The sequence below is a fragment of the Citrobacter sp. RHBSTW-00671 genome (genome assembly GCF_014103415.1).
Taxonomy (GTDB): Bacteria; Pseudomonadota; Gammaproteobacteria; order Enterobacterales; family Enterobacteriaceae; genus Citrobacter.
Genome location: NZ_JABXPR010000006.1, coordinates 1 through 25,524 on the forward strand (window position 1 = coordinate 1; position 25,524 = coordinate 25,524).

General features: G+C 51.5%; 25 protein-coding genes and 4 pseudogenes. 18 read left to right on the forward strand and 11 right to left on the reverse strand.

What is annotated here, in order from left to right:
• Together repA and dqlB are read left to right on the forward strand one after the other, a co-directional pair.
• Window positions 1–1,056, forward strand: coding sequence for a plasmid replication initiator RepA (gene repA / locus HV261_RS26660; protein ID WP_021526650.1), 1,056 nt, complete (start codon window positions 1–3; stop codon window positions 1,054–1,056).
• A gap of 1,226 nt (window positions 1,057–2,282) precedes the next feature.
• Window positions 2,283–2,378 (forward strand): DinQ-like type I toxin DqlB, encoded by a 96-nt coding sequence (dqlB, locus tag HV261_RS27865; protein ID WP_004206884.1) that lies wholly within the window; start codon window positions 2,283–2,285, stop codon window positions 2,376–2,378.
• Between the two features lie 50 nt (window positions 2,379–2,428).
• Here the strand turns inward: dqlB and HV261_RS26665 are convergent, their stop codons facing one another.
• From HV261_RS26665 to HV261_RS26685, 5 genes are all read right to left on the reverse strand, one after another.
• Window positions 2,429–4,516, reverse strand: coding sequence for a P-loop NTPase family protein (locus HV261_RS26665; protein ID WP_004206885.1), 2,088 nt, complete (start codon window positions 4,514–4,516; stop codon window positions 2,429–2,431).
• Window positions 4,517–4,528: 12 nt separating this feature from the next.
• Window positions 4,529–5,479 (reverse strand): DsbC family protein, encoded by a 951-nt coding sequence (locus HV261_RS26670; protein WP_004206886.1) that lies wholly within the window; start codon window positions 5,477–5,479, stop codon window positions 4,529–4,531.
• A 10-nt stretch (window positions 5,480–5,489) separates the two neighbouring features.
• Complete coding sequence (locus HV261_RS26675) at window positions 5,490–6,797, reverse strand: secretion/conjugation apparatus DotM-related subunit (protein WP_015059988.1); 1,308 nt, start codon at window positions 6,795–6,797, stop codon at window positions 5,490–5,492.
• Window positions 6,797–7,192 (reverse strand): lytic transglycosylase domain-containing protein, encoded by a 396-nt coding sequence (locus HV261_RS26680; RefSeq protein ID WP_004187436.1) that lies wholly within the window; start codon window positions 7,190–7,192, stop codon window positions 6,797–6,799. The genes HV261_RS26675 and HV261_RS26680 overlap by 1 nt, the downstream gene beginning before the upstream one ends.
• Before the next feature lie 104 nt (window positions 7,193–7,296).
• A complete protein-coding gene (locus HV261_RS26685; RefSeq protein ID WP_021526648.1) occupies window positions 7,297–7,647 on the reverse strand; it encodes a DUF1496 domain-containing protein in 351 nt (116 codons plus the stop codon).
• Window positions 7,648–7,759: 112 nt separating this feature from the next.
• Between HV261_RS26685 and HV261_RS26690 the strand changes: the two genes are divergently transcribed.
• The gene (locus HV261_RS26690; RefSeq protein ID WP_202039888.1) at window positions 7,760–8,068 is read left to right on the forward strand and encodes a histidine phosphatase family protein; all 309 of its coding nucleotides are present in this window, start codon (window positions 7,760–7,762) and stop codon (window positions 8,066–8,068) included.
• Here HV261_RS26690 and HV261_RS26695 read toward each other — a convergent pair.
• Together HV261_RS26695 and HV261_RS26700 are read right to left on the reverse strand one after the other, a co-directional pair.
• Window positions 8,065–8,451, reverse strand: a pseudogene (locus HV261_RS26695) (recombinase family protein); the annotation flags it as partial. The gene HV261_RS26690 and the pseudogene HV261_RS26695 sit on opposite strands and share 4 nt — an antisense overlap.
• Window positions 8,452–8,504: 53 nt before the next feature.
• The gene (locus tag HV261_RS26700; protein WP_001067855.1) at window positions 8,505–9,209 is read right to left on the reverse strand and encodes an IS6-like element IS26 family transposase; all 705 of its coding nucleotides are present in this window, start codon (window positions 9,207–9,209) and stop codon (window positions 8,505–8,507) included.
• Window positions 9,210–9,271: 62 nt separating this feature from the next.
• Between HV261_RS26700 and HV261_RS26705 the strand changes: the two are divergent.
• A pseudogene (locus HV261_RS26705) lies at window positions 9,272–9,661 on the forward strand (DDE-type integrase/transposase/recombinase); the annotation flags it as partial.
• A 279-nt stretch (window positions 9,662–9,940) separates the two neighbouring features.
• Here the strand turns inward: HV261_RS26705 and HV261_RS26710 are convergent.
• Entirely contained in the window at window positions 9,941–10,666 is a 726-nt protein-coding gene (locus tag HV261_RS26710; protein WP_023234134.1) for a carbonic anhydrase, read from the reverse strand.
• Window positions 10,667–10,982: 316 nt separating this feature from the next.
• Between HV261_RS26710 and HV261_RS26715 the strand changes: the two genes are divergently transcribed.
• Window positions 10,983–11,351 (forward strand): hypothetical protein, encoded by a 369-nt coding sequence (locus tag HV261_RS26715; RefSeq protein ID WP_063942106.1) that lies wholly within the window; start codon window positions 10,983–10,985, stop codon window positions 11,349–11,351.
• Between the two features lie 216 nt (window positions 11,352–11,567).
• Here HV261_RS26715 and HV261_RS26720 read toward each other — a convergent pair.
• Window positions 11,568–11,804, reverse strand: a pseudogene (locus HV261_RS26720) (IS1 family transposase); the annotation flags it as partial.
• Window positions 11,805–12,098: 294 nt separating this feature from the next.
• Window positions 12,099–13,004: a LysR family transcriptional regulator gene (locus HV261_RS26725; RefSeq protein WP_086961197.1), complete on the reverse strand. Its 906-nt coding sequence runs from the start codon at window positions 13,002–13,004 to the stop codon at window positions 12,099–12,101.
• Between the two features lie 85 nt (window positions 13,005–13,089).
• On the opposite strand from HV261_RS26725, the gene HV261_RS26730 reads away from it, so the two are divergent.
• From HV261_RS26730 to HV261_RS26780, 11 genes are all read left to right on the forward strand, one after another.
• On the forward strand, window positions 13,090–14,184 hold the full coding sequence (locus HV261_RS26730) for an ABC transporter substrate-binding protein (RefSeq protein WP_099065564.1): 1,095 nt from the start codon (window positions 13,090–13,092) through the stop codon (window positions 14,182–14,184).
• 35 nt (window positions 14,185–14,219) lie between these two features.
• Window positions 14,220–15,239 (forward strand): FecCD family ABC transporter permease, encoded by a 1,020-nt coding sequence (locus HV261_RS26735; protein WP_019282988.1) that lies wholly within the window; start codon window positions 14,220–14,222, stop codon window positions 15,237–15,239.
• Window positions 15,240–15,241: 2 nt separating this feature from the next.
• Window positions 15,242–16,066 carry an ABC transporter ATP-binding protein gene (locus HV261_RS26740; protein ID WP_016239116.1) on the forward strand — a complete coding sequence of 275 codons (825 nt, stop codon included), beginning with the start codon at window positions 15,242–15,244 and terminating at the stop codon, window positions 16,064–16,066.
• Window positions 16,059–16,574: a hypothetical protein gene (locus HV261_RS26745; protein WP_019282989.1), complete on the forward strand. Its 516-nt coding sequence runs from the start codon at window positions 16,059–16,061 to the stop codon at window positions 16,572–16,574. The genes HV261_RS26740 and HV261_RS26745 overlap by 8 nt, the downstream gene beginning before the upstream one ends.
• Window positions 16,575–16,586: 12 nt before the next feature.
• Window positions 16,587–17,012: a phosphonate C-P lyase system protein PhnG gene (gene phnG, locus HV261_RS26750; RefSeq protein ID WP_021565143.1), complete on the forward strand. Its 426-nt coding sequence runs from the start codon at window positions 16,587–16,589 to the stop codon at window positions 17,010–17,012.
• 4 nt (window positions 17,013–17,016) lie between these two features.
• On the forward strand, window positions 17,017–17,574 hold the full coding sequence (gene phnH / locus HV261_RS26755) for a phosphonate C-P lyase system protein PhnH (RefSeq protein ID WP_016239119.1): 558 nt from the start codon (window positions 17,017–17,019) through the stop codon (window positions 17,572–17,574).
• A complete protein-coding gene (locus HV261_RS26760) occupies window positions 17,574–18,587 on the forward strand; it encodes a carbon-phosphorus lyase complex subunit PhnI (RefSeq protein WP_202039889.1) in 1,014 nt (337 codons plus the stop codon). The genes phnH and HV261_RS26760 overlap by 1 nt, the downstream gene beginning before the upstream one ends.
• The gene (locus tag HV261_RS26765; RefSeq protein ID WP_021565144.1) at window positions 18,584–19,396 is read left to right on the forward strand and encodes an alpha-D-ribose 1-methylphosphonate 5-phosphate C-P-lyase PhnJ; all 813 of its coding nucleotides are present in this window, start codon (window positions 18,584–18,586) and stop codon (window positions 19,394–19,396) included. The genes HV261_RS26760 and HV261_RS26765 overlap by 4 nt, the downstream gene beginning before the upstream one ends.
• Complete coding sequence (locus HV261_RS26770) at window positions 19,389–20,153, forward strand: ATP-binding cassette domain-containing protein (protein ID WP_016239122.1); 765 nt, start codon at window positions 19,389–19,391, stop codon at window positions 20,151–20,153. The genes HV261_RS26765 and HV261_RS26770 overlap by 8 nt, the downstream gene beginning before the upstream one ends.
• Window positions 20,153–20,767, forward strand: a complete 615-nt coding sequence (locus HV261_RS26775) for an ATP-binding cassette domain-containing protein (protein WP_016239123.1) — start codon at window positions 20,153–20,155, stop codon at window positions 20,765–20,767. The genes HV261_RS26770 and HV261_RS26775 overlap by 1 nt, the downstream gene beginning before the upstream one ends.
• Before the next feature lie 121 nt (window positions 20,768–20,888).
• Window positions 20,889–21,212, forward strand: coding sequence for a hypothetical protein (locus tag HV261_RS26780; protein WP_326929185.1), 324 nt, complete (start codon window positions 20,889–20,891; stop codon window positions 21,210–21,212).
• A 234-nt stretch (window positions 21,213–21,446) separates the two neighbouring features.
• Here the strand turns inward: HV261_RS26780 and HV261_RS26785 are convergent, their stop codons facing one another.
• Complete coding sequence (locus HV261_RS26785) at window positions 21,447–24,344, reverse strand: Tn3-like element Tn5403 family transposase (RefSeq protein WP_023307208.1); 2,898 nt, start codon at window positions 24,342–24,344, stop codon at window positions 21,447–21,449.
• A gap of 94 nt (window positions 24,345–24,438) precedes the next feature.
• Between HV261_RS26785 and HV261_RS26790 the strand changes: the two genes are divergently transcribed.
• Both HV261_RS26790 and HV261_RS26795 read left to right on the forward strand, forming a co-directional pair.
• Window positions 24,439–25,044: a recombinase family protein gene (locus tag HV261_RS26790; RefSeq protein ID WP_000509966.1), complete on the forward strand. Its 606-nt coding sequence runs from the start codon at window positions 24,439–24,441 to the stop codon at window positions 25,042–25,044.
• Between the two features lie 33 nt (window positions 25,045–25,077).
• Window positions 25,078–25,464, forward strand: a pseudogene (locus HV261_RS26795) (CPBP family intramembrane glutamic endopeptidase); the annotation flags it as partial.
• Window positions 25,465–25,524: the final 60 nt, after the last annotated feature.

A 25,524-nucleotide genomic window follows, 5' to 3' on the forward strand; every position in this document is an offset into this window, starting at 1 on the left:
GTGAATCAAAAGAATCCATACCTACAGCTTTCTGACATTGAGTCAGTAGAAGGTCTTTCGCCGGAGTTCATCTCCTGGCTAGAAAGCCAATCCCCTAAAGAATCACCCCAGCAGCTGCCTTTAAATGAAGGTGCTGAACCAGCGCGCAAAACCCGCCGTCGTCGCGGTACGCACTCAACGGCGTGTCTCTGCCCGGAACCCAGCTGGTACCGACCGGACAACTTCAAAAAGCTCCCTGGCCAGCTTGGCCATGCCTACAACCGCCTTGTTCGCCGCGATCGTAAAACCGGCGCGTTAAGTCTGCGTATGCGGATCAGCCGCCACCCGTACTTCGTGCAGCTGCGTGAGCAGGCCGGCCGGAAGCGTGACTTCCGCCCGGAGCGGGAGAATCTGCTTGATGCCATCGTGCCGCTTATGGTCAGCACCGTTGACCGGGCAACCCATATAGACACTATCAACCTCAGCAAAATGGCGTGGCAGCTCAGCGAAAAAGACAGCGAAGGGAACGTGATCCGGAAGGTGACGGTTCCGCGGGTTTGCCGGCTGCTGCAGCACATGATGGAGTACGGGTTACTGGCGCTGCCTGAAGGTGTCACATGGGACCCGTTTAACCGCAAGTGGTTCCCCAAGCATGTCGTGCTGACGGAACGGCTCTGGAAGATAATCGGCGTTGATCTCGATAAACTGTATGCGGAGCAGGCCGAACAGGTCGCCGCTGAAGCGGCAGGATGGATAACCCGCGATGAGCATGGCCAGGCGGAAGAAATCTCTGTCAAAGCGGCGCGCCGGCGCTGGTATGAGAACATGATGCACGCCACGCTGGTTCGCCGGCGTGAAGCCGCCCTGAAGGGGAAGCGCGAGAAGAAGCTGAAAGCGCTGGCAGAAAAGCCCTTTGACGACCGTGTATATGCCATGTCCGTTCATCTGATGCGGACGCTGCCGAAAGACGAACTGCACGCGCTGTCGCCTGAACAGTTCACGCAGCGCGTATTCAGCCACCTTTATCAGCTCGATCTGGGGCTGGAGAGGGAAGCAGGCCCCCCTGCTTATCACTGATTTTATCCCCCTGTAATTTTCTAACCGCCGCCTGGCGGTTTTCGTGCTGGCCAGCAGGCGCGACCTGCTCAAATTTCCTCCAGTTTTAACGTGTGGCCATCGTGATTTTTTGACCTTCTGGCGCCGCCGGTGGATAACCGGCAGTGAAATCACCTCTATCCACAGTTATCCGCAAAGGAGGAAATAAAGTGACCTGCAATCGTGGTCAAAGCAAGCTGCAATACACTCTTAACTTCTTTAAAAAGATGTTTATTCAATAAAAGAGATCACTGTTATTCAGGCGCAATTTTCTGTGGATTATGGGAATATGCCTGGCCTTTCAGCGCCGCTACGCGGCACGACGGCCAGAATGGTCGCTATGCTCCCAGGTTAGCACCCGGCAAATGCCGGGCAGGGTGTCCAGCAGAAACCTCCAGGGCAGATTCTTCTTTGCCCCACCGTGCTTTTCCCCGCCGAGCCAACGGCTCGGCAGAAAAAAGCATGATGGATGATGTAACTAAGAACACCCCCGTAAGACGGCAGGGCTGCGACACGCACCCCTGACGTCAACGCTACTACCCACGCGGGCGGTGTGCCGCTAACGTCACACCGCCCGCTCGCAGTAGCCAGGGGGTAATGTGGCCACAGCGTCACCTGCAGGGCAGTCTGGCAGGTAAATCGCCTGCCATATCGTGCAATGCCTTTCAGGCAATCAACGCCAGTTTCAGCTGTGAGTTTTAAAATTAACAGGGAAAAGAGGATCGATTTAGCCGCGGTTATCCACGTCAGCCGCTCGCAGGCGCGTTAAACAGGGTGAAGACAGGGGAATGTTGCTCTTTTTGCAGTGAAGGCCACAGAGAGCGTTTCAGGCGCTTATTTGAGGAAATGCGATTTCTGCCAGAATGGAGGCACAAAAAAACCCGACTGGTGAGATCGGGTTTTTATGTTTTGCCCCGGATGGAGGCGGGAACAACCAAAACAATTGACGGTTAAATATTACGCCATGAGTGCAGTAAATGCAAACCACCGGGAATAGGGTATACTGCGCGGGTCAATCTGTTGACGTTCTTCTCCAGCCCCCCGCTTATGCGGCATGAACGGATTAAAGTCCTGGTTGAAAAACAGGTGGTGCTGTTTCAATGCCCTGGCTGGAGTGGGAACGGCCAAAACAATTGACGTGAGGTAGCCGCTGTGACAGGCAGTGTAAGGGCGATCAGCGGTGTTCCTGCTCTGTATGGAGCTAACGGATGATTAACTTGTTAATCGTCGTTCTGCGGGCAGTTGTTGCAGTGTCTAACGCTGTGATAGCGGTCCTGGAGCTGATCCGGCAGTATTTTGACTGACCGGAAACGTAACTAAAGGCGGGGGGACCACTCCCCGCCTTTTAACAGGGTTACATCTCGATCATCGGGAACAGATCGTCTTCCTGGTGGTAAAGCACGTCGTCCGTTTCCGTTCCATCAAGCCATTCAGCGAACAGTTCAAACAGGCACACCGACATTTCCTCCGGTGAAATTGCGCCACACTGCAGCTCGTAGAAGACCTCAATTTTTTCCAGCAGGCTGTTGGCCGCTTTGTCGTAGCCGAACAGCTTGATCGGCGGGAATCGCATTGCATCCGGGTTGGTTTCCGCCAGTTCATCATCCTTGCGTTCCGGATAAATGCTGTACAGCGTTGCCGGCGATGGCGGCAATACCTCGATAAAGCGGTTTATCCGCATCGGCAGTTCGCTGGAAAACTTCTCATTGTCCGGAATGTAAAACGCGGCGCTGCGTACCAGGGCATCCTGGAAAGAAATTACCCCCTGACCTTCGGTCTGCTTACGTAGCTCACGAATGTTCACGCGGTCCTTTTCACGGATTTGGTACAGATCCCCTTCCCGGACCGTTTTGGAAAACGTGCCGTGTTCGGCTTCCTGCCCGGAGAGCTCAGAATAATAATCCTGGCCGACGGTTTCGCGCAGTATTTCAAAGGTTTTCCGGTCTTCAATCGACTCAAAATATTTCACGCGGGTGTTGGCGATCAGCGAATCCACCTCGCCGTTCGCGCCGCGGGCGAGCGACGGGTGATCCTGGGAGGAAAATACGCCCATTTTTTCCAGTGAACGCATCTGCGCACTCAGCGTATCCATACCGCTGGTGAAATACTGGCCCAGCTCGTCATAAATCAGCCCGTATGGCGCCTGATTATTCAGCGCGTGAGTGAGCAGGACTTCCTCTTTTTTCCCTTCCAGCTGGTAGCCCAGGTCCTTACTGATGGTCATTCGCTGCAGCGTCACATATAAACGGCCAAGCGTGGCCGCTTCACCGCGTGACAGCTCCAGCGACGGGATCATGACGATGAGAATGCGGTCATTGTGGAAAATATCGTCCATCCGGATATCGCCGCTGTCTTCCGGAAAAACATGGCCATAAGTTTCATTGAACAGGGAGAGCGTCTTCAGGAACTGACGGCTCATGTAGTTATGCTGTTCGAAGGCGCGGGCTTCCCACGTTTCCGGGTATTCCGCGTTGGCCAGCAGGAAGCCTGGTGTATTTTCCAGATAACTTTCCAGCGCGGCGTAACCCTCGCTGTGCCAGCCGTTTTTCTTTGCCTCCACGTACAGCGCGGCCATTGCCGGCAGCGACATGTTTTTCTGAATAGTGCGCTGTGACAAAAGCAGTTCGCCGCGGGCGCGCTTATAACACAGGGCATTGATCAGCGCCGACATCATGGCTTTTGCCGTATCCTGCCACTGTGCCGAATCCCCGCCCACCTGGGGGAGCATGGATTCCATCAACTGGATGATGAAGGTCGGCGGGGCAACGCTGAAGAGGTTGACTGAGTTGGATTGCGCGGGGATGCTTTCCTGCTTCACCAGGTTCACGAACCTGTCAATACTGCCGGTCAGCAGGTTGAGAACGTAATAATCATCCTCACGGCCGAAACGGCGCGCCAGCGACCAGGTGGCGAAGGCCAGCTTGTTATCTGCTTTACCGTCTGAGAGGCAGTAGCCACGGCACCACAGCAGGAAGTTAACGATAAACCCATAGAAGGTTTCGGTTTTACCCGACCCGGTGGTACCAAAAAATACCATGTGGCGCAGCAGGTCCGTCATGTTCAGCCACAGCTCGCGGCCGAACAGGCGTCCCCGCTCATACCCGACATATAAAATTCCCTTCGCTTTCTTTCGCTCCCGGACCTTATGCGGGATGCGAATGGGCCCCAGACGGTATTCCGCCTGGGTTTCCGTGGTCAGGGTGTCGTCGAACATTTCGCAGTCTTTCGGCATTCGCAGCGGTGGCCGGAATTTACGATCCGTGAATGCCACCATCAGCGGCGGAAGGATGAGGATGCTCAGCAGCATGGTAAAGGGGAGAAACAGACCCAGCACGGTCAGTATGGCCAGCAGGCCAAACTGTACGTTCGGAGTGAGGAACCACTCCATGAACGAACCATCTGGGCGGAGGACTTTTTTACTGTCTACAGATTCCTGTTGCATAGCGGCTCCGGGTTATTCTCCTATTGCCTGCTGCAGGCGGGCATCGTCTTTGACGACGGAAACCGGGATCACATCACCCGAATCGGCAACGATGGACGGGGTACCGATAAACCCGAATTTCGCAAATGCCATATTGTTCGCGTCAACCAGGCGGGCGCCGGTGGTATCCGGGGCTGTTTTCGGATCGTCAATTTTCGGGTTCATGGTGGTGTATCCCATGTTAATCGTGTCTTCCCAGCTTTTCAGTCGGGTATCTTTCCCGGTATCGAGTACAGGAGCGGCGCGGACCATCGAGCGCAGGTCGCCATAAACGGACACGGGGAAAATCTCGACGTTATAGCGTTTGCTCAGTTCCTGCAGTCGGGGTTCCAGCGCGCGGCAGTGCGGGCACATCGGATCGGAAAACACATACAGGGTGTGTTTATGCCCGGTTGAAAGCGAGATTGTAAAGCGTCCGCTGGTGACGGCATCTTTCAGTGACAGCAAGTCGTTATCAGCCAGTTTTTTAGGGGCTTCAGGTGCTGCCTGAACCTGCAGCTGCTCCGGCGCAGTGGCAGGCTGCTGCAGACCCGGCGCGGGAGCATACGAGTTTGCCTGCAGTGGCTGTGCCGGCTGATGCATATTCATCAACGCGCCGTTGATGGAGACGATAAAGCCCAGCGCGGCGACTGGCCAGAAGATAAAGTTAGACAGCCGGCGCACGGCATTGAGTCCGCGCTGCTGTTTCAGCTTTTTACGGATATTGTTCAGCGCCTCGATGGCCTGATATTCGTTTTCAAAGCGGAACAGCTGCACCGCTTCACCAGAAAACGTATTGTGCGTCAGGATGTGGCCGCTGCCGGCATCATGGCCAAGTCCAAAATGACAGGCTGACAGGGGGAAGGAGTGCAGGGCTTGTTCCTGGTAGTTTCCGTCAGCGGAAAGATAAAGTGTGTTGCGATCGGTTTTTACGGTGAGTTTCATACTTCCTCGCTTAGAGTTCCAGGTGATCGGGTCGGGTTGCCGGCTGAGGTTTAGCCGGCGTCGGTTCATCGTCTGTCAGTCGCAGACTGTTGTTCGGGGTGTCGTGCGGAGCTGCAGGCGGCGTAGCCGGCTCGTCTTCCGCTTCAGCGTCAGATTCAAATGCAAATGGCGGTATAACGTCTTCCTGCCAGTGAGCGACCGGAATGGCGGGATCGCGGCGGTCAATATGGCGGTAATGGAGCAGATCCAGCTCAAGGCCCAGCACGGCCGCCCGCACGGTCGGCGGGAATTTCGCCGCCTTTTCTTCATCGAGCGTCAGCCGGTAACTTTCGCACTGACTCCAGGCAATAACACCACCTCCCTCAATGAAGAACTTCCCGCGGCCGGCGCTTGAAAGTGCATACCATAACGTGCGGTCCACACCTTTAAGCCACCGGAAATTAGCGGATGGCAGCTGCAGGTCATCATCGAACAGCGCGTAGAGTAGCGAACGGGAGCTGCGGCGCCCCTTTGCAAATTCTCGGAACGCTTCACACTGGCTGGCGACGGTCCAGAACCCGGCGGCCAGCGAATAATCAGGGAAACCGTCTTTAGTCCGCAGGCAGGAACGGTTGAGATCGTCGAGAATGGATTTAGCCGTTGGCCGGTCGCCCATAAACCGCAGATGTACAAACGAGGCTGCGAGCGCTTTTTCCCAGGGCGCCAGGGAAAGGGCCGCCCCTTCGGGGGCCAAGTTTACCTGTGACAGGAAGACTTTATGTGCGGCTTTTTTACGGAGGCGGCGCTTAGCGGTATCAATCAGGTTATGTTCCTGGGCAAACTCAACGGGTGACTGCGCGCTGCGTGCTTCTTCCGGATCTTCATTCAGCAGCAGCTGATCGAGGTGGCCAAACCGGGCGAGGATATGAGCTATCCCCGGATAGTTTTTTACCATCACCCAGGGAAGGTTCCGGATGGTCAGTTTACGGGTCAGACGGTAGTAAGGATTGCGCGAGATAACCCAGACGAACAACCCGATGATTAAAATGAACAGGGGAAAGAGCACGCTGGCCGTGTCGTTCATCACGCTGATAAAGTCCCACAGCGAAACCTGGTGGTTATACCGCGCCGCCGACAGCAGCATGTCCCGGCGCTCGGCCGCATTACCCGGTGTAATGGCGTCCGGCAGTACACCGTAGATCCAGTAAAGCAGGCGACAGACTCCGTAAATCACATAATCACGAAAGCCAAACCACATCACTGTGATCATGATGAGAAGGGCCCCGATAATCATCAGGCCATCATCCCCTCCCCCTTTCCGTTGTGGCTGGTTTTGCATCAGAACCTCAGAGAATTTTGGTAAACCTTCCCGATATACCAGGCCTTACGCGCCGGCGTGTTGGAGTGATAGCGGCCGACACCCTGCCAGAAATCCCCCCCTTCGAGAATGATGTTGTATTTGAGGATGTAGGCACTGGCCATTGCAGAGGCGCAGAAGTCATGCTGCAGCTGCTCCGCTTTTACTCCAAAATCGGACGCCAGCTTATTCGCCCAGATGGTGTTTATCTGGAATGCGCCGTAATCGTAAGTGCCGTTTTTGTTTTTATTTTTCATTCCCGGTTTTCCGCCTTCAGTCAGCCACAAGGCGAGGAATCCACGGAGAGGAATGTGATAAATCTGTGCTGCTTCAACCATGCAGGTTGGCAGCGGGATTGAGGGCGGGGCATCAACCATAACAATCTCCTAATGATTTCTATTTCGAGTAAAAAATATACCATCAAAAGGAGATTTTTTTAAATCATTTTGGTGCGGATAATTGAGAGGCTGTCAAAGGGATTTTATTTGCCTTCGACAGAGACAATATTGCCCTCGTTCACATTTTCCCATGTCGGGATTTCGCCACTCAGCGTGCAGCGGAGTGTTTCTTTTCCGACGGTAAGTGGTGCGCCACTGCTGTAGTAATGACTTTCATACAGGCAAGAGGTTTTCTTTTGTTCCGGGGTCAGTGTAATACCGGCATCCTGATCCTTTGCCAGCAGTTGTACAAGATGTTGGTTTGTCTGTACCTGCTCACCCAGAATGCTGCTCAGTAAAGAATCGGTTTTCGGCGCGGATACGCTCTGAGCAAAGGCACTGCAACTGATTACGGATGCAGCCAGAATAAGAGCAATCTTCGTGGTGAATTTCATTTCACTTTCTCCATTAAAAAAATCGGCAATCATTTTCTGTATCATTTAAATTAGGTCTGAAAACCGGCCTGAGTGTCAAGCCGATTCTGTTTAAAAATTAACAGGGGATAAAATGATTCAGTCACGTAATAAATATCTGCAGTTTATGCTGGTTCTGCTGGCAGCCTGGGCCATAGCCTGGGGGGCCATGTTTGTCATGGGGCAGGCTGTTCTGCTCTATGGGCTGGGGAAAAATACGCTGTTCTTCAGTCATGGTGCTGTACTGGTGTACCTGCTGTGTGTTTTCCTGGTATACCGCCGCTGGGTTGCTCCGCTACCGGTCGTTGGCCAGCTGAGCAACGTTGGCGCACTGTGGCTGGTTGGCGCGATGGCCGTGGTGTATGTGGGGTCGGTTCCGGCTGAGGGCGAAATGACACCCTAAGCGTTAGCTCTGTGTCGTTGCACGATGTCAGCGACGGTATTCTTGCTGATACCGAGCTCGCGTGCGATCCAGCGATAGCTGCGTCCCTCGGCCCTCATCGCAACCACCTTAGGCAAAAGTCGGTCTGATTTTGGTCGCACTCCGGCCTGACGACCAAGCCTCTTACCACGTGCCTTCGCAACAGCAAGGCCTGACTTGACCCGCTCGCTGATGAGATCCCGCTCAAACTCCGCAATGCCGGAAAGAAACGTCGCCAGCATTCGTCCATACGGCGACGAAAGATCGAACGCCATTCCATTCATGGCTATCACGGAAACCTTCCAGTTCTCCAGTTCACGTAGCGTATTGAGCAGATCGAGCGTCGAGCGCCCCCACCGGGAAAGCGGCACTGTTGCAAAGTTAGCGATGAGGCAGCCTTTTGTCTTATTCAAAGGCCTTACATTTCAAAAACTCTGCTTACCAGGCGCATTTCGCCCAGGGGATCACCATAATAAAATGCTGAGGCCTGGCCTTTGCGTAGTGCACGCATCACCTCAATACCTTTGATGGTGGCGTAAGCCGTCTTCATGGATTTAAATCCCAGCGTGGCGCCGATTATCCGTTTCAGTTTGCCATGATCGCATTCAATCACGTTGTTCCGGTACTTAATCTGTCGGTGTTCAACGTCAGACGGGCACCGGCCTTCGCGTTTGAGCAGAGCAAGCGCGCGACCATAGGCGGGCGCTTTATCCGTGTTGATGAATCGCGGGATCTGCCACTTCTTCACGTTGTTGAGGATTTTACCCAGAAACCGGTATGCAGCTTTGCTGTTACGACGGGAGGAGAGATAAAAATCGACAGTGCGGCCCCGGCTGTCGACGGCCCGGTACAGATACGCCCAGCGGCCATTGACCTTCACGTAGGTTTCATCCATGTGCCACGGGCAAAGATCGGAAGGGTTACGCCAGTACCAGCGCAGCCGTTTTTCCATTTCAGGCGCATAACGCTGAACCCAGCGGTAAATCGTGGAGTGATCGACATTCACTCCGCGTTCAGCCAGCATCTCCTGCAGCTCACGGTAACTGATGCCGTATTTGCAGTACCAGCGTACGGCCCACAGAATGATGTCACGCTGAAAATGCCGGCCTTTGAATGGGTTCATGTGCAGCTCCATCAGCAAAAGGGGATGATAAGTTTATCACCACCGACTATTTGCAACAGTGCCTCCTGCGCAAGCAACGTCGCACAGAGGGACAGCCACCTGTGAACGCCAAACGGCTTTACAGGATAATGAGCGAGCATAACCTGTTGTTGTTGCATGACAAACCAGAGCGACCGAAGCGTGAACATAAGGGCAAGATAGCGGTGGCAGAAAGCGATATGCGCTGGTGTTCAGATGGCTTCGAGTTCGGCTGCGACAACGGCGAAAAACTGCGGGTAACGTTCGCGCTGGACTGCTGCGAACGTGAGGCCATAGACTGGGCAGCAAGCACGGGAGGCTATGACAGTTCGACCGTGCAGGATGTGATGCTGAGGTCGGTGGAAAAGCGCTTCGGCGACAGGCTGCCCGACACAGCGGTGCAGTGGCTGACGGACAACGGTTCAGCATATAGGGGTTGTAAGCCGGAACCGCCGAAATTTCCGTCACGCCAGTTCCACCCCTGCCACAAGGGTATCCAGGTCAATCACCTTGCTGTCACTCTGAAAGGTATAGTGTCCGTTCAGCAAAATGTGTCGCCAAGCTGCCGGCGATATCTGGGTAAGCACCGCGAGCGCCTTGGCGTTACCTGTTGCTTCGCACTTCGTTAGGGAAGGTGCGAACAAGTGGGTCGCACCTTCCCTAAGAGGGCCAGCTGGCCCTGTTTCTATTGCACAAGTCGGTGACATACAACCTTATTGCAGCACCAGGCGACCATTGAGGGGCTGCACAGGCCTGTTGTTGGGGTGGTGCATCACCGCCTTGAAGGCGTCGATCTGGGCCTGGCTCACCTGCACCGGCTCCTTCATCACTAGCCAGCGCACCCCTTCCGAACAGGGCGGGGTGGTCAGCGACCCGCTGAAGCGGTAATAGTCCCGCTTAGCGGGCAGCAGTTGCTCTGCCGAGACCGGTTCCTTGAGCCCGTGGCTCTCCCCCGCCTTGGCTGGCAGCACCTGCCAGGCAAGGCTCAGGGCAGCATTGGCCCGACCCGGTTCGAACATCACCGCCACCACCGCCAGCTCCCCTCTGTCGTTGGCGTGGACCAGATGTCCCTCCAGGGGATAGGATTTGCCCTCGATGAGGTTTTCGCTGGGGGCGTGGAAGTGGAACTGCTTGAGCTCAAAGCGCATGCCATCGAGTTCTAGGGTGCTGCCGGGGGCATAGTTGACCTGTATAGTGTGACCGTTGTTGACCAGGGTCTTGCCACCAGTTTGATAATGGAACTGCAGCGGGGCTAGTTTGGCCTCCACCATGCCCGTGAGGTTGACCGGTGACTGATTGCTGCCCGCACACTGGCCATATTCCGGGGTCAGGCTGGCCCATTTCGCCGGACCGGCTTCACCGCTGTATTCCCAGTGCGTCGTGGCAGCGAAGGCGGTGGGGCTGAGCAGCAGGGCGGCGACCAACAGGGACTTTCTCATAATGCATCCTTATCTTGATTGAAAAGCACGACCATTTCGTGCCTTCACGGCGACGAAAACGGCTCCAGTTATTACATGTAACACACCTGAAGACTCCGGGGCTGCATCGTGATAGCAAATGCCTTTAATTCAGCATGCAGTTAGCTGACCTAAGCCTTCGATGGCACTATATGGGGTCCGCTTGGAAAAAGGAAATTATCCTACGCTAAGCGCATTTTTTGCACAGATGGCTACCGACTGAACGTAACGTGTGAGTCATGATCAGAAATGTGTTAACTCTAGGAATTGACACGACTTACTGTTTGATGGGGAAATCATGTTTAGCTATCTCAAGGCTATGTATCATCAATCAAAAATTCAGGCTGAACTCAAGGCACAGATACATGAAAAAACTACGGTTAATGCTATCTGTCATCACCCTGAATCAATCGAGATCATTGCGGTTTGTTCGACTGATGCGTATTACCGAAAACGTAAGGACGCTGCTTTTCTGACAACCTGTTCTGTGCTCATGCGTACTTTAAAAGATGAATCCGTACCGATGGTACTACGGAAAACAGCATGGCGATTATTGAACGAAAGATACCAACGAATTAAGTTAAATCAGGCTTATAGGATAGAAAATTTCTTGCTTGTTGCCGATTTTGAATATGCTCTCGAAGAACATGATGAACTAGCAGAGTAGTACTAGTGAGGCGATGAATACCGACAGTTAACGTGCATGTGACTTAAACGTCCGAAACCGAACGATTGCGTACACCATGCCAATAACATGTACGAAAGTAAGCAAAACTGTTAACGGACAGTCAGATCGTTCCGTACATCCCTTACGGTCAGGGGGTCGCGCTCAATGGAACGAAATCACTCGTTAAGCTCAAAACGCTTAACGTAGGAAAATTTCCGTTTTCCAAGCGGACCCCATAATGCGTGCACTGGCGCGACATCCGACGCCATTCATGGCCATATCAATAATTTTCTGGTGTGTACCGGGCTGAGAGGCGGTGTAAGTGAACTGTAGCTGCCATGTTTTACGGCAGTGAGAGCAGAGATAGCGCTGATGTCCGGCAGTGCTTTTACCGTTACGCACCACGCCTTCAGTAGCTGAACAGGAGGGACAGCTGATAGAAACAGAAGCCACTGGAGCACCTCAAAAACACCATCATACACTAAATCAGTAAGTTGGCACCATTACCGGCACTTGCGCTATGTCGAATTCCTCCCGACGAGCGCAACTGGAAAAAAAATCAAGAGTGCTTTCAAAGCGACAGGAATTGCCTTTCCTTGCTTATCTGTTACAACGAGCGTCAAGCATGATGACGCTCGAAGGCTGATCCGAATGTTTGCAGACCACAAAATCAATGCGTAAGCGCACCTTGATGCACAATGCCTTTTTTCAGTAAAATCTTAAATACTCCCGCATCAGAAACATGCATTACCATGCTTCACTAAAAGCCTGAGAAATTTGACTCCCCATCATGTATGAGTGACGCCAAAAGCAACCTAATTCACGCTCTGCCGATAAAGCGGGAGGAAGCTCCATCACTGCTAAATGATCCGGTAAATGTACATCTCTTACCCAGCCATACGGCAATAATGCATGACCATAACCTGCGGCAACTAAAGCCATTCGATGCTCAACACCAAGGCCATATGTACGAGTCAAGCCGGAGCTTAATAATTTACTTAAGCCTTCAGTAATTAGCGATGGAACAAAATCATCCTCGCTAAGTGGTAGTAATCCAGGCTCACAGAGCATAAGAGGATGGAGTTCAGGCTGAAGTTTATCGGCTCGCACTAGTAAGACAAAGTGTTCCTTGAATAAGCTTGTATATGCCATCCCCTCAGGAACCGACTGTGCTGCACTAATTAGCAAATCAATTTCACGGTTCTGTAAACGCCGTAACAGACCTTGATGCTTGCCACTAACCAACTCGACTTTAGTTTTACCTGAACGGTGAGCACAAATCTGGATAATCCGTAACAAGTTATCCGGTGCCAGTGAGGAAATCACTCCAATACGTAAGGTTTGCCCAAAGGGAAGAGCTAAGCCATCATCACGTAACCCCTCAAGCCGAGTCACGCCTTCTAAAATTACGGCGATTAAGTCTAAAACTTCCTTTCCAAAGGCAGTGGGTGTTATTTTACTCCCCCTTTCAAAAATGGGCTGTCCGAGAATTTCCTCTACTTTTTTTACTTGATAAGACAAGCCCGAGGTCGAAATACCCATGTCTATGGCCGCATAACGAAAACTACGTTTCATTGCGACGGCCTCAACTAAAAGCAAGTCACGCACAGACACTGCTGCTAGCTTGTTCGAAATTACTTCACGCACCGTCATAAACATTCGATTCCAATTGATGAAAAACTGGCTATAATATTTTTAATCAAAATCATATTCAATCTCATTCTCAATTGGAGGGGTTATGACCTCAATACCCCGTTGCTTTGCCGTGCTAGTAGCGACAACTTTGTTATCAGGTAACTTGTCAGCGCAAGAATTTAACTTTACTGATGTAACCGGACAGGAAATTAAGTTAGAAGCCCCTCCTAGACGTATCATTACTCTGCCCAATCCAGCTGCAGCTACCTTCATCGCAATAGATGGTTCTACCGAGCTGTTAGTGGGTATGAATGAGGGCTCTAAACGAGCCTTTGAGAGCGGTATGATGAGCGTTATGTTTCCTGAAGCTGTTGATATCTCCAGTGACATTTTGTCGGAAAACGGTGGTTGGATGCCCAACGTAGAGGCCATCGCAGAACTTAAACCGGATTTAGTCATCCAGTGGGGTGAGCGCGGCGATGATATCGTAGCTCCACTTCGCAATGCAGGTTTGCCCGTTGCTCTAATGGTAGGCGGTGGCAATGCGGGTACAGAAGAGCTGGCCCGAGCCAATATGAAAATGGTGGCTGATATCACGGGTAATACTGAAAAACTGTCAAAGCTTATTGATTGGCGTGACCGTGTACAAAGTGAAATTACTACTGGTTTAAAACAAGTAGGCTTTCATGCAACACCAAGCATTTTGCATTTGCGCTCTGCCAAATCCAAGTTGACTGCTACTGGTGAGAAAAGTTATCAACAAACCTTCATCGAGCTGGTTGGCGCTAAAAATGTAGCTCAAGGAGCTGGCGTACAAAGCACTGTTAGCGTGGAACAGATTCTTGAATGGAACCCAGATATTATCTTACTTTCCGCAGCAGAGACGGATGCTGGATTAGAAGCGATATACGACGACCCATTACTTTCTCGCTTAAATGCCGCCGTACAAAAACGCGTTTATAAGACACCTCAAGGTGGATATATCTGGGATAGTGCTTCCCATGAAAGCCCCTACACATGGATGTGGCTGGCCAATCTTACTCATCCCGATATTTTCTCTTTTGACCTACGTCACGAATTAAAAGAAGGCTTCAAATTACTTTATAACTTTGACCTATCGGATGAGCAGATAGATCGAATTCTGCGTATTGATATGAACGGCGACAGTCACGGTTATCAAGTGTTTCGTAAACAATGAACAAATATACGCGATCGATTCACTCGTCCTCAGAAATGGTTGAGCCAGTTACCCTGAGCACTTGGCGTGCTAGTCATTGGCCTCTTTTGTCCCTACTGCTTATAGCGACTGTGCTAATCGGGCTATCAGTAGGTCGATACAGCGTAGCGCTAGATGAGATTGTAGCCATCCTATATGCAGCCTTACGAGGTGATAACTCACAGCATATGGATGCGTTGGTGATCTTGAATGTACGCTTGCCGCGCATATTATTGGCAGGAGTATGTGGGGCTGGGCTTGCCATCTGCGGGGTAGCCTTACAAACCTTATTTCGTAACCCTCTCGTTTCACCTAAAGTGCTAGGTTTATCCTCAGGTTCAGCATTAGGAGGATCACTGGCAATTTTGGCTGGAGTAGGGGGGCCGCTACTGATGGGGGCTACGTTTGTATCAGCATTTGCTGCTCTGTTTTTAGTAGTGCTGATTTCAAATATGGCGGGTCGTACTTTGATGACTATTGTGCTTGCTGGAATTGTTATTGATGCTTTATTTGCAGCAGGTATTTCGTTAGTTCAATATGCCGCGGATCCAGAAACGAGTTTACCTGCCATCGTCTTTTGGCTGATGGGAAGCTTTGCAACGGCGAGTTGGGAAAAATTTGCACAAACTGCTCCTATACTCATTGCCAGCATTTACCTACTGAATAGAATGCGCTATCGCATTGCTGTACTCGCTATGGGTGACGACGAAGCTAAGTCGTTTGGCATCCATGTTGCACGCTCCCGGATGGTCGTCTTCGCGTTGATTTCTATCATTATCGGCGCCTGCGTAACCGCATCGGGCGTAGTGGGGTGGGTAGGACTCGTAATCCCACACTTTGCTCGTATGTTAGTAGGCGAAGATCACCGCCGGCTCTATTTCACGAGTCTTATGCTGGGTGCCACTTTCATGATTTTGACTGATACGTTGGCTCGTAGTTTAACTGCTGCAGAGATTCCTTTAGGCGTACTCACAGCTCTAGTTGGCGCCCCCGTCTTTGTGTACTTACTATGCACTCGTCGACGTGAAAGGGCTTAATCATGCAAACCGTCTTTACCTCTCATCTCAGTTTAACTGGAGCGTGCGTACGTTTTAGTGAACGTGTGATTTTTCAGGATTTAAGTTTTAACGTACAAAAGGGCGAAACGTTGGCCATTTTGGGCCCAAACGGACGCGGTAAGACTACGTTGCTAAAAGCTCTATTAGGCTCACAACGTTTAGATCAAGGACAACGGCAGGTACCCCACCTCATCGGCTATGTACCTCAATACCAATACGGTAGTGAAAACCATTGTTGCCTCGATGTGGTACTCATGGCACGAGCCGCCTTGCTTCCCATGTTCAGCCTTCCTTCACAGCGGGATCGTAAGCTAGCTCTTGAAGCATTGGAAAAAGTAGGCGGAGGGCATTTTGCTTATCGTTTATATGGCTCTCTATCCGGCGGCGAGCGCCAATTAGTGTTGCTTGCTCGTGCTTTAGCTACTGGTGCTGAGGTACTCATACTTGATGAGCCGGCTTCAGCTTTAGATTTAGCTAATCAGGACTTATTGCTTAACGTCTTATTCGAGTTACGCCGAGTACGTAGCCATTCGGTCGTTTTTACCACTCACCATCCGCAACACGCTCTGCATCTCGCAGACAAAGTACTGCTGATGCACACCAACGATCAGATTAAATTTGGTCCAGCTGATGAGCTGTTAACCGAGTCTGAGTTATCCCGTTTATACAACGTCAGACTACGCCGTCTAATGGTGCAAACGGGAGAACATTTTCAAAGCACAATCTGCCCGGTTTTTGGAATACGTGAACCGGATCAAGATATGCCCATTTCTTATCCTCTAAACAAAGGTAAATACAATGAGTAACGATACAATCTCCTATCTGGAAAATGGACATGAATTTACAGTCCACTTTGATGAGTTATTAAAATACCACGGTGCCGGTTATCCGGGTGGTGTAGCCCACGGGCTAAAAGTTATGCAGCGAGCCTGGCCCTTGCTAGATAATGGTCGTTTGCCTGAACGACGTGAAATTCGCTGTGTCACAGCCTTTGGAGGCCCAGGGGGTAGAGATGCGATTGAGTTTGTTACCCGCGGTCTTACTGAGGGTCGCTACATTGTTGATAACTCAGTAGGGCTCGAAGAAGAAGAGTCCCCCGGTGGTCGTTATTACTTCCGTTTCGAGTACCGTGGCACCGCTGTTGAAATCACCATCCGTCCCGGACACGTACGCCCCGAGTTCATTCAGTTAGCACGCAAGAAAGACCGCTCACCAGAAGAAGAGATCATTTTGGCTGAAATGAAGCTCGAAATGGGAGAACGCTTGTTAGTCCAGCCCGCAGAAGATATTTACAACGCTACCGTATTATCGTAATAAGTCATAGCCATGAATCAAGAACGTCAAACTTGGCTCGGGCTACTTGCCCGAGCTAACCGAGATTATCTGGAAAATATCTGGGCTACTTACAATCCGGGTGTGCCTATACAAAAACTCGCTGGCCCTGAAACGGGGTTGGTGCAGCTCAATACACAAGCTTGTAAGGCCTCAGTGTCATTTCAGTTTGGTGAGGCTTCTTGTACTCGCTGCGTAATCGCTATTGGGAAAATTCAAGGTTACGCAGTACATTTGGGCTCCGATCTACGCAAAGCGGAGTTAGCGGCCTATCTAGACGCCTTTCTACAAACGGCCCCCTCCCACCAACGTGAGCTGGTGCTGCACCCTATACGCCAACAGTTAGAGCTAAAAAAGGCTGAGAGGGAGCAGCTGACGGCTGCTACTTCTGTACGTTTCTACACCACACAAAAAACTTAGAATCATGAAAATACCTTTACGATCTGAGCACAGACATGACGATGAGTTACATCGGCAGACGCGTACTTATCGGCGACTACTGCATGCCTTTGGTTACCCAATGCGCATACAGCAACTAGAAGAGCGTGCTATTCATTGCATCGTTGACTGCCTTCTAGACAGCCAAACGACGGTAGCTATTGAGGTGGAAAATAAGGAATTAACAAGCCGTATTTTGAATACAGGCGCAACCTTGAGCCAAACTCCCGAATGGGTTTTTGCAGGTTCTCAACGGCATCACTTACAACATATTCCAGCAGGAAGCCGTGAGTCGCCTGAAAGTGGGGCAACCCTTGTCATGGAAATAGCCGCCATATCACCTACAAACGGGGGGCTTGCTATACGAGCCACCGGTGCAGGACTCAACAAACCACACACTTTATATTTTTCAGGGTTACATCAAAATGTAGTCATTGATCATATTGCTTTTCGTGCCGATTACCCGCGTGGAGTGGACCTACTACTATGCGCTGACACGCAGCTGGTTGTATTACCACGTCACTTAACTTTGGAGATCATTTAATGTACGTACCAGTAAAGGGTGGTGAACAAGCAATTGCTGCTTCCCGTATAGCCGTAGAACGGAGTCGCCGAGGCGACGACACAATCCCCGAGATTGAAATTAATCAAATCATGGCACAAATGTCGTTAGCTCTTGATCGGATCATGAGTGAGGGGGGCTTATACGATCGACGTTTTGCTACTATTGCCTTTAAGCAAGCTCAGGGAGACATTGCCGAAGCGGTATTTCTCGTACGTGCTCATCGCGCGCAATTAGCCAATTTTGGCTCAAGCCAAAACATAGATCTAAAAACAATGCATTACAGTCGCCACATTTCCGCCACGCAAAAAGAGTTGGCTGGAGGGCAAATTTTAGGCGCCACTTACGACTACACCCACCGCTTACTGAATATGGATTTAGAACACTCTCGCCCTCAGTGCGAGTTACCTAAATCAGTGATAACAGCTCCCTCATCGCCCTCTAGCTCTGAGCCACTGTACGCAGATCTTATCCGCACCGAAATATCTAAAGCTCCGATAGACATTACGCGAACTGTTTTGCCTTCTTTACCTGATCCTTGCGAGCGTCTCGCTCATCTCGCTCGTGGCGAAGAAGGCTACTTAACTGGATTAGCTTACGAGAGTTTGCGTAAAGCCTCAACGAGTCATCCCTATGTAGCGCAATTAATGAGAGGGAGCGTTGAAATATTCGTAGAGCTGGAAGACCTCAATTTAACCGTATCCATTGGTGAGGTTGAGTTAACTGCCTGCACTACTGTGGCTCCAAATTTTAGCTCATCTCCACATTTAGAAGCGGGTTTTGGTATTGCTTTTGGAGCTAACGAGCGTAAAGCCGTCGCCATGGCAATCGTAGATCAGCACTTTAAAATTGAGGGTGCTACCAGTGATGCACTCATGCATACCGACGGAGTCGCTGCATCCGGCTATGTCAGCCATTTGAAATTACCTCATTACTCTGACTTTGATGCTGATTTAGCGCGTTTACGCCGAGTTCAGGCTAAGGAGGAAATATGAATTATGCCTACCTTGATCTACCGTCCAAACAAGAAATACGTCGTAAAACCCTAAAAGCACTCTGTCTACCTGGACGTCAAATACCTTTCTCAGCTCCTGAGCTACCCATTGCCTATGGTTGGGGGGTAGGAGGCATGGCTATTACCGCTGCCTTATTAGAACCGAATGACACGTTAAAGGTAGTCGATCATGGTTCGGATGATACCGTTAATGCCCTGAATATCGCGGATTTTTTTACTAAAACGGCAAACATATCAATTACGACAACAAGCTCAAAGGCTACTCTCATTCAAACGCGTCAGCGAGTCCCTGAAAGCCCGTTGCGGGAAGAGCAAATTGTGGTGTACCAAGTTCCTCGACCTGACCCTCTACGTGGATTTATTAATGATGCGGCCGAAGCACTGACACGGCACGCACATCATGATTACGGTGTCGTGTTAAGCGCTCTATTTGAAACATGGTTGCAACAAGATGATGCGTGCTTAGGATACGACCACCCTGTGATTGTTAATGATGGGGTCTTAATGTCACCGTCGCCTATTCCTGCTATGGATAACCCCCGCATGGCGATGATGCCTGCTATTCAGATTTTTGGCGCCGCACGCGAGCGACGAATTTATGCATTGCCTGCCTATACACCCTTAGCAAACTTAGCTTTTGTTGACCTGCCTGCTAGCCTGAAAAAAGTCGATACAGCATGTTGTATCTGCGGCTCATCTATTCATTATTTGGATAATATTGGTACGTCAAACACCCCCCATTGGGTATGTTCCGACTCCGAAGCATGCAAGGAGCGCGCTCATGTTTAGCTTGCCAGATCCCGTGCTGACAGCACAGGCTATCTCACTTGAAATAGCTGGGCACCGTATTTTGTCGGATTGTCACCTCAAGCTTTATCCTTCCGAGGTTCTCGCTTTAGTCGGCCCCTCAGGTGCTGGAAAATCAAGTCTTCTGAATATACTTGCTGGACGACAGCTATCTAACAACTGTCAGGCTCTTTCCCTTTTAGGCCAGGATTTACTACGTACCAGTCTTTATCAAACTAACCTTTTACGTCGGCGGGCGTGTGGCTATGTGGCTCAGGATGCCAGCACAACCCTAAACCTGAGACAAAGTGCCGCCACTAATATCGTACGTCGTCTTTTTGATTTAGGTGACAACCGTGCGGTTGATGCACTCAAACAAGCACAAAAATGGGGCCAGCGACTTGGTTTATGTCCAGAACGATTACATGAGCCAGTGAAGAACTTTTCGGGAGGGATGCGCCAACGCGTACAAATCGCTGCGGCCATGATCCATCAGCCGAGCATTTTATTTTTAGATGAACCCACTGCTGGTCTCGACTCAGTCGCTCAAGCAGATTTTTTAGATGTGCTCTCTAATTTGAGAAACCAAACACAGACTGCCATGGTGTTTGTGACTCATGACTTACGTCTAGCTCGACTCATTGCTGATCGGGCCATCGTGATGGATCAAGGCCGCATCGTCAGCGAATCCATTATGGATCGTTTGCTTACTGAGCCTGAGCATCTCATCGCCCAAGCTCTTGTTAAGGCAATGATTTAATGAATAAACCAACTGTGATTTTGCAGTATGAAGGCAATGGCATACATCATGGGCCACTTCGCATAACGGCACAAACAGGGCAGATCGTACAGATCTGGGGAGCGTCAGGCTCAGGAAAATCGACTTTGCTCTCACGAATTTGGGGAAGTCGAAGCTTAGGAACGGCACACTTGTGCATACGAACCCACGATCAGCAGTTCACACCAAGCACAATGACACCCGCCCACTTTGCATTTCTACGCTCACGATTAATGTCGTACGTAGGGCAACATCCTACCGTACTACCTCGCGAAAAACTTGTGGATTGGTTTGCTCTAGTCCCCACAAAGACAGTACTCGACGGACTAAGACTGCTGGACCTCTCTCCTAGCTTACTCTCTCGCTATGCCTGTGATGTCTCTGGTGGTGAACTACAGCGTTTTATGTTGCTTCACGCTTATTTTTCTTCTCCTCCAATCTTACTTTTAGATGAGCCCTGTACAGGATTGGATCCAGAGCGTAGTCATCAGGTGAGCACGCTTTTATTACAGGCTAAAGCCGCTCAGAAACTGGTTATTTACACCAGTCATACGAGTGCCAGTTGGGTGGATCAGTCAATCTCTTTAGACGGTTAAACCGTCTACATTTAATTTAACCTGGAAAAGTACTCATAATGAAAAAATTTTATTGGGATCTGCGTTGAGTGTAGGTTGCCTAAACTTCGTTCATGCCGATACCTCAGTCACACTGTATGGTGTGTTGGATGCTGGAATTACTCATCAACGTATTAGTGGCATGTGGGACGGTTCTCCTTACTCATCCAAATCCACTGGGCTACTCAGCGGTGGCCAATCCGGAAATCGATGGGGCTTAAAAGTCACTGAGTCATTGGGTAATGGCACGGCAGCAGTCGTACAGCTAGAAAGTGGTTTTGAGTTAACTACCGGTGAAAGCAAGCAAGGCGGACGTCTATTTCGGGTCCGCTTGGAAAAAGGAAATTATCCTACTATAAGGGCTTCCCCAAACAGTCAACGCCGGTTTTTAATTTCTGGCTGTTCATCAATGAAAGGCAAGGGATGAGACTGCACTACTATAAACGGTCACGCTGAATCGCTATTGATTCGGACCCTGATGAAAGACGCTCGTGAGATCCTCCTTCGTTAATCGGATAGTGATATCCAGTAGGATATGCAGATACTTCTCACGGGGGTCTAACCCTTTACCATCAACGAGTTACAGTTCAGTTACTACTCAGTTTAATTTTTCACGTTGTTGAATACAGGGGTCGGTTCCGGCTGAGGGCGAAATGACACCCTAAGCTTTCGGTTCCTTGGGCCAAAGATATTCGCCAGTCAGTAGAATGTGCGCCCAGCCCAATGGGGATATGTGGGGAAGAAATTCAGGGGGAACATCCAACCCTTCGTTCCGCCGCTCCGTGACGGCATGACCAAGATGGACGGTATTCCAGTAAATGATCACCGCAGTCAATAAATTGAGCCCAGCGATTCGGTAGTGCTGCCCCTCTGTCGTGCGATCGCGAATTTCCCCCTGCCTCCCGATACGGAGCGCATTTTTGAGCGCATGGTGGGCCTCTCCCTTGTTAAGACCGATCTGAGCACGCCGCTGCATGTCCGTATCCAGGATCCACTCAATAATGAAAAGGGTCCGTTCAATACGACCAACTTCACGAAGCGCAACTGCAAGGTTGTTTTGTCGTGGGTAAGAAGCGAGCTTGCGCAGGAGTTGGCTGGGCCTGATTTTGCCAGCGGTCATCGTCGCGGCACAACGGAAAATATCAGGCCAGTTCGCAACGATAAGATCCTCCCGGGCTTTTCCACCTACCAACTTGCGTAACTCCCTGGGGGTCGTATCGGGATTAAATACGTACAACCGCTTCGATGGCAGATCCCTGATTCGCAGAACGAGATTGTAGCCGAGCAGGCTACTGGCTCCGAACAAATGGTCGGTGAATCCTGCTGTATCGGCATACTGTTCGCGAACATGGCGACCGACCTCGTTCATCAGTAGTCCATCGAGAATATACGGTGCCTCGCTCACGGTCGCCGGGATCGACTGACAAGCGAATGGCGCGAACTGGTCGCTTACGTGAGTATACGCTTTGAGGCCGGGAACAGAACCATATTTGGCATTGACCATGTTCATGACTTCGCCATGCCGCGCTGTCGGGAAAAACTGACCATCGCTCGATGCTGACGTGCCCATCCCCCAGACGCGTGACATCGGCAGTTTACCCTGCGCGGCCACCACAATTGCCAATGCCTGGTTCATGGCTTCGCTTTCAACATGCCAGCGGGCAAGGCGTGAGAGCTGCCAGTAATCATGCGTGTTTGTAGCTTCCGCCATCTTACGCAGGCCCAGATTGAGCCCTTCAGCGAGCAGGACGTTGAGCAGACCGATCCGGTCGCGACATGGAGCCCCGGTTCTCAGATGGGTAAACGCATCTGTGAAACCAAGGGCTGCATCAACTTCAAGCAGCATGTCGGTAATCCGAACGGACGGCATTCGGCGATACAGATCCAGTATGAGTGCCTCGGCACCATCCGGCACGTCTGCTGTCAACCTGTCGATCCGCAACGTTCCATCTTCTATGCTACCGTGCGGAATAGTGCCGTTACGGGCAGCCCGGGCCAGCCGCTTAAGAGCGATCGTGAGTCGCGCCTTTCTGTCTGCCAGCCAATCCTGTGGGTTGGAAGGCACGGCCAGTTTTGCATTTTCCTGCGCCGCGATCATCGGCACCAGTACCTGCTTGAGGTCACCATAGCGGCGCGAATGAGCGAGCCAGACATCTCCGGAACGAAAAGCATCCCGGAGGTGAAAGAGTACCGCCACTTCCCAAAGACGGGTATCTCCTTTTTCCTGAGCTCGTAAATGACGGTTCCATTTGGAGCTGGGCCGCAGGAAACGCCTTTCTGGCGATGCAACACCTTTCATCTCTCCGATCGACAAAGCTGCTGCTACCAATGGTCCGGCGACCGGCGCGGCTTCGAGCTTCAGACAGCGCAACATGCGGGGCGCATAACGACGAAAGCGATGGTATCCCTGCCCGACATATGCAAGAGGCTCATCGGCTAGCGTGTTGCTGAGTTGAGTCCCTGTCGCTACCAGTTGAGCGAGCCGGTCCCATGCAACCGAACTGGCGACAGCCATCTCCAGCGGGGTTCCGTCACTGCGGGCCTCAAGCAACGAAGCTCCCAGCGCGGTGAAGGTACGGATCGTATCCGTGAGTGTGGCTTTAGAGCCGGAAATTGTTTCGTCATGCTGGCGCTTCGCTTCCCGCCAGGTTTTTCCTACGATCCTGTCATGGGTTTCGACTATGGCATCAGCAATCGCCGCTTCCCACTCCACAACACAGACGGCAAGGATCGCCCAGCGGCGGTCCGAAGTGATGTCACGCAAACCGTCGGTGAAGTAGCGTTCACCCTGCCGACGCAGCCGGGCAATGCGATGGGCAGGTATGCTGGCCAAAGCACTATGATTGATATTCAGGGTACGCAGAAATTCGAGCCTGTCGAGCAAACGGTTAGCAGCAGCCGAGTTGTTACCAACCTCGAAGTTGCGAAGCCAGATGAAACGACTGATATTGCCGGCGAGCATTTCACTCAGAAGTTTGTCCAGGTGATCGCGAACATCCGCTGTTAAATTTTCCGCAATCCGCGTTTCAATCCGCCGCTCAGCGGCGACCAGAGCATCCGCGCACAAGCGCTCGATTGTCGATACTGCGGGCAGAATGGTGGAAGTTTCCCGACACCGCACAATAAAACGATGAGCAAGATCCTCGTTTGATCTGGCATCTTCGGCCTGGCCGAAAGTCCACTCCCGCAGATCACGGGCACCACGGCCCGTGAAGGTCTTGTAGCCGTAAATTTCGCGCAGCGTGTCCATGTGCTGCTGACGGGTTTGGCGCCGTGTGGCATAAGTGAGAAGCGCATCAGCCGGAACTCCAAGCTGAGCACCGACGAAGGAAAGGACTTCACGCGGGATCATCTCACCAGGAGCCAGTGCACGGCCCGGATATCGTAAGGCACAAAGTTGCAGGGCAAAGCCAATCCTGTTTTCCGGTCTGCGGCGCTGCCTAATGTTTTCCAGGTCATCATCGCCCAGCGTGTAGAACTTCAGTAGCGACAGTTCGTCCGTGGGCAGATCGAACAGCGCTGCTCGCTGCCGTTCGGTGAAAATATGGCGTCGTGACATACAAATTCGTCCCTTTTGAAGTATAGTCTGTTTTGGACAACAGCCAGCCCATATAAATCAGGGCGTTCCGATACAAAAATCCAGGAGGGTTCAATTGGGACATCGTGCCGCCATTTACTGCCGGGTTTCAACAGCGGATCAGTCTTGTGAACGCCAGGAATTTGATCTGCGAGCCTTCGCCGGCCGTGCCGGCTACGACGTGGTGGGAATATTTAAGGAAACAGGTTCAGGAACTAAACTCGACCGGGCCGAGCGAAAGAAAGTCCTGGCGCTTGCCCAGTCCAGACAAATTGATGCAATCCTGGTCACTGAGCTTTCCCGGTGGGGGCGCTCGACGCTCGATCTGCTCAATACGCTACGTGAACTGGAGAACTGGAAGGTTTCCGTGATAGCCATGAATGGAATGGCGTTCGATCTTTCGTCGCCGTATGGACGAATGCTGGCGACGTTTCTTTCCGGCATTGCGGAGTTTGAGCGGGATCTCATCAGCGAGCGGGTCAAGTCAGGCCTTGCTGTTGCGAAGGCACGTGGTAAGAGGCTTGGTCGTCAGGCCGGAGTGCGACCAAAATCAGACCGACTTTTGCCTAAGGTGGTTGCGATGAGGGCCGAGGGACGCAGCTATCGCTGGATCGCACGCGAGCTCGGTATCAGCAAGAATACCGTCGCTGACATCGTGCAACGACACAGAGCTAACGCTTAGGGTGTCATTTCGCCCTCAGCCGGAACCGACCCCTATGTCGGTGAATTTCTGCTGGGTAAAGTGCTGGACCTGCCCGCTGAGCCATTTATGACGAAACTTTTTGCCGATAAGTCCATACCCGATGTGATCCTGACGTTGCTGGCCGTCTTTATCCTTGCCCCGCTGAATGAGGAAATCCTGTTCCGTGGTGTCATGCTGAACGTCTTCCGTTCGAGGTACAACTGGACGATGTGGCTGGGCGCGCTGATAACGTCTTTGCTGTTTGCCGCCGTGCATATGCAGTATCAGAACCTGCTGACCCTGGCAGAAATGTTCCTGGTGGGGCTGATTACATCAGCTGCCCGGATCAGAAGTGGCGGCCTGCTGCTGCCGGTATTGCTGCATATGGAAGCTACCGCGCTGGGTTTACTGTTGGGCTGAAAGTTATATTTTTATTAAACATTGTGCGTTAAAGGCTGGTATGTTTTTTTAGTGAATGTT

Coding starts and splice junctions, on each gene's coding strand:
- HV261_RS26685 (WP_021526648.1), bottom strand. CDS start 7,647: ATGAAATTCACCACGAAGATTGCTCTTATTCTGGCTGCATCCGTAATC.
- phnG (WP_021565143.1), top strand. CDS start 16,587: ATGAATCAAGAACGTCAAACTTGGCTCGGGCTACTTGCCCGAGCTAAC.
- HV261_RS26715 (WP_063942106.1), top strand. CDS start 10,983: ATGTTTAGCTATCTCAAGGCTATGTATCATCAATCAAAAATTCAGGCT.
- HV261_RS26675 (WP_015059988.1), bottom strand. CDS start 6,797: ATGCAAAACCAGCCACAACGGAAAGGGGGAGGGGATGATGGCCTGATG.
- HV261_RS26765 (WP_021565144.1), top strand. CDS start 18,584: ATGAATTATGCCTACCTTGATCTACCGTCCAAACAAGAAATACGTCGT.
- HV261_RS26785 (WP_023307208.1), bottom strand. CDS start 24,344: ATGTCACGACGCCATATTTTCACCGAACGGCAGCGAGCAGCGCTGTTC.
- HV261_RS26690 (WP_202039888.1), top strand. CDS start 7,760: ATGATTCAGTCACGTAATAAATATCTGCAGTTTATGCTGGTTCTGCTG.
- HV261_RS26760 (WP_202039889.1), top strand. CDS start 17,574: ATGTACGTACCAGTAAAGGGTGGTGAACAAGCAATTGCTGCTTCCCGT.
- HV261_RS26710 (WP_023234134.1), bottom strand. CDS start 10,666: ATGAGAAAGTCCCTGTTGGTCGCCGCCCTGCTGCTCAGCCCCACCGCC.
- HV261_RS26680 (WP_004187436.1), bottom strand. CDS start 7,192: ATGGTTGATGCCCCGCCCTCAATCCCGCTGCCAACCTGCATGGTTGAA.
- HV261_RS26670 (WP_004206886.1), bottom strand. CDS start 5,479: ATGAAACTCACCGTAAAAACCGATCGCAACACACTTTATCTTTCCGCT.
- HV261_RS26740 (WP_016239116.1), top strand. CDS start 15,242: ATGCAAACCGTCTTTACCTCTCATCTCAGTTTAACTGGAGCGTGCGTA.
- HV261_RS26700 (WP_001067855.1), bottom strand. CDS start 9,209: ATGAACCCATTCAAAGGCCGGCATTTTCAGCGTGACATCATTCTGTGG.
- dqlB (WP_004206884.1), top strand. CDS start 2,283: ATGATTAACTTGTTAATCGTCGTTCTGCGGGCAGTTGTTGCAGTGTCT.
- HV261_RS26775 (WP_016239123.1), top strand. CDS start 20,153: ATGAATAAACCAACTGTGATTTTGCAGTATGAAGGCAATGGCATACAT.
- phnH (WP_016239119.1), top strand. CDS start 17,017: ATGAAAATACCTTTACGATCTGAGCACAGACATGACGATGAGTTACAT.
- HV261_RS26665 (WP_004206885.1), bottom strand. CDS start 4,516: ATGCAACAGGAATCTGTAGACAGTAAAAAAGTCCTCCGCCCAGATGGT.
- HV261_RS26735 (WP_019282988.1), top strand. CDS start 14,220: ATGGTTGAGCCAGTTACCCTGAGCACTTGGCGTGCTAGTCATTGGCCT.
- HV261_RS26730 (WP_099065564.1), top strand. CDS start 13,090: ATGACCTCAATACCCCGTTGCTTTGCCGTGCTAGTAGCGACAACTTTG.
- HV261_RS26745 (WP_019282989.1), top strand. CDS start 16,059: ATGAGTAACGATACAATCTCCTATCTGGAAAATGGACATGAATTTACA.
- HV261_RS26725 (WP_086961197.1), bottom strand. CDS start 13,004: ATGACGGTGCGTGAAGTAATTTCGAACAAGCTAGCAGCAGTGTCTGTG.
- HV261_RS26770 (WP_016239122.1), top strand. CDS start 19,389: ATGTTTAGCTTGCCAGATCCCGTGCTGACAGCACAGGCTATCTCACTT.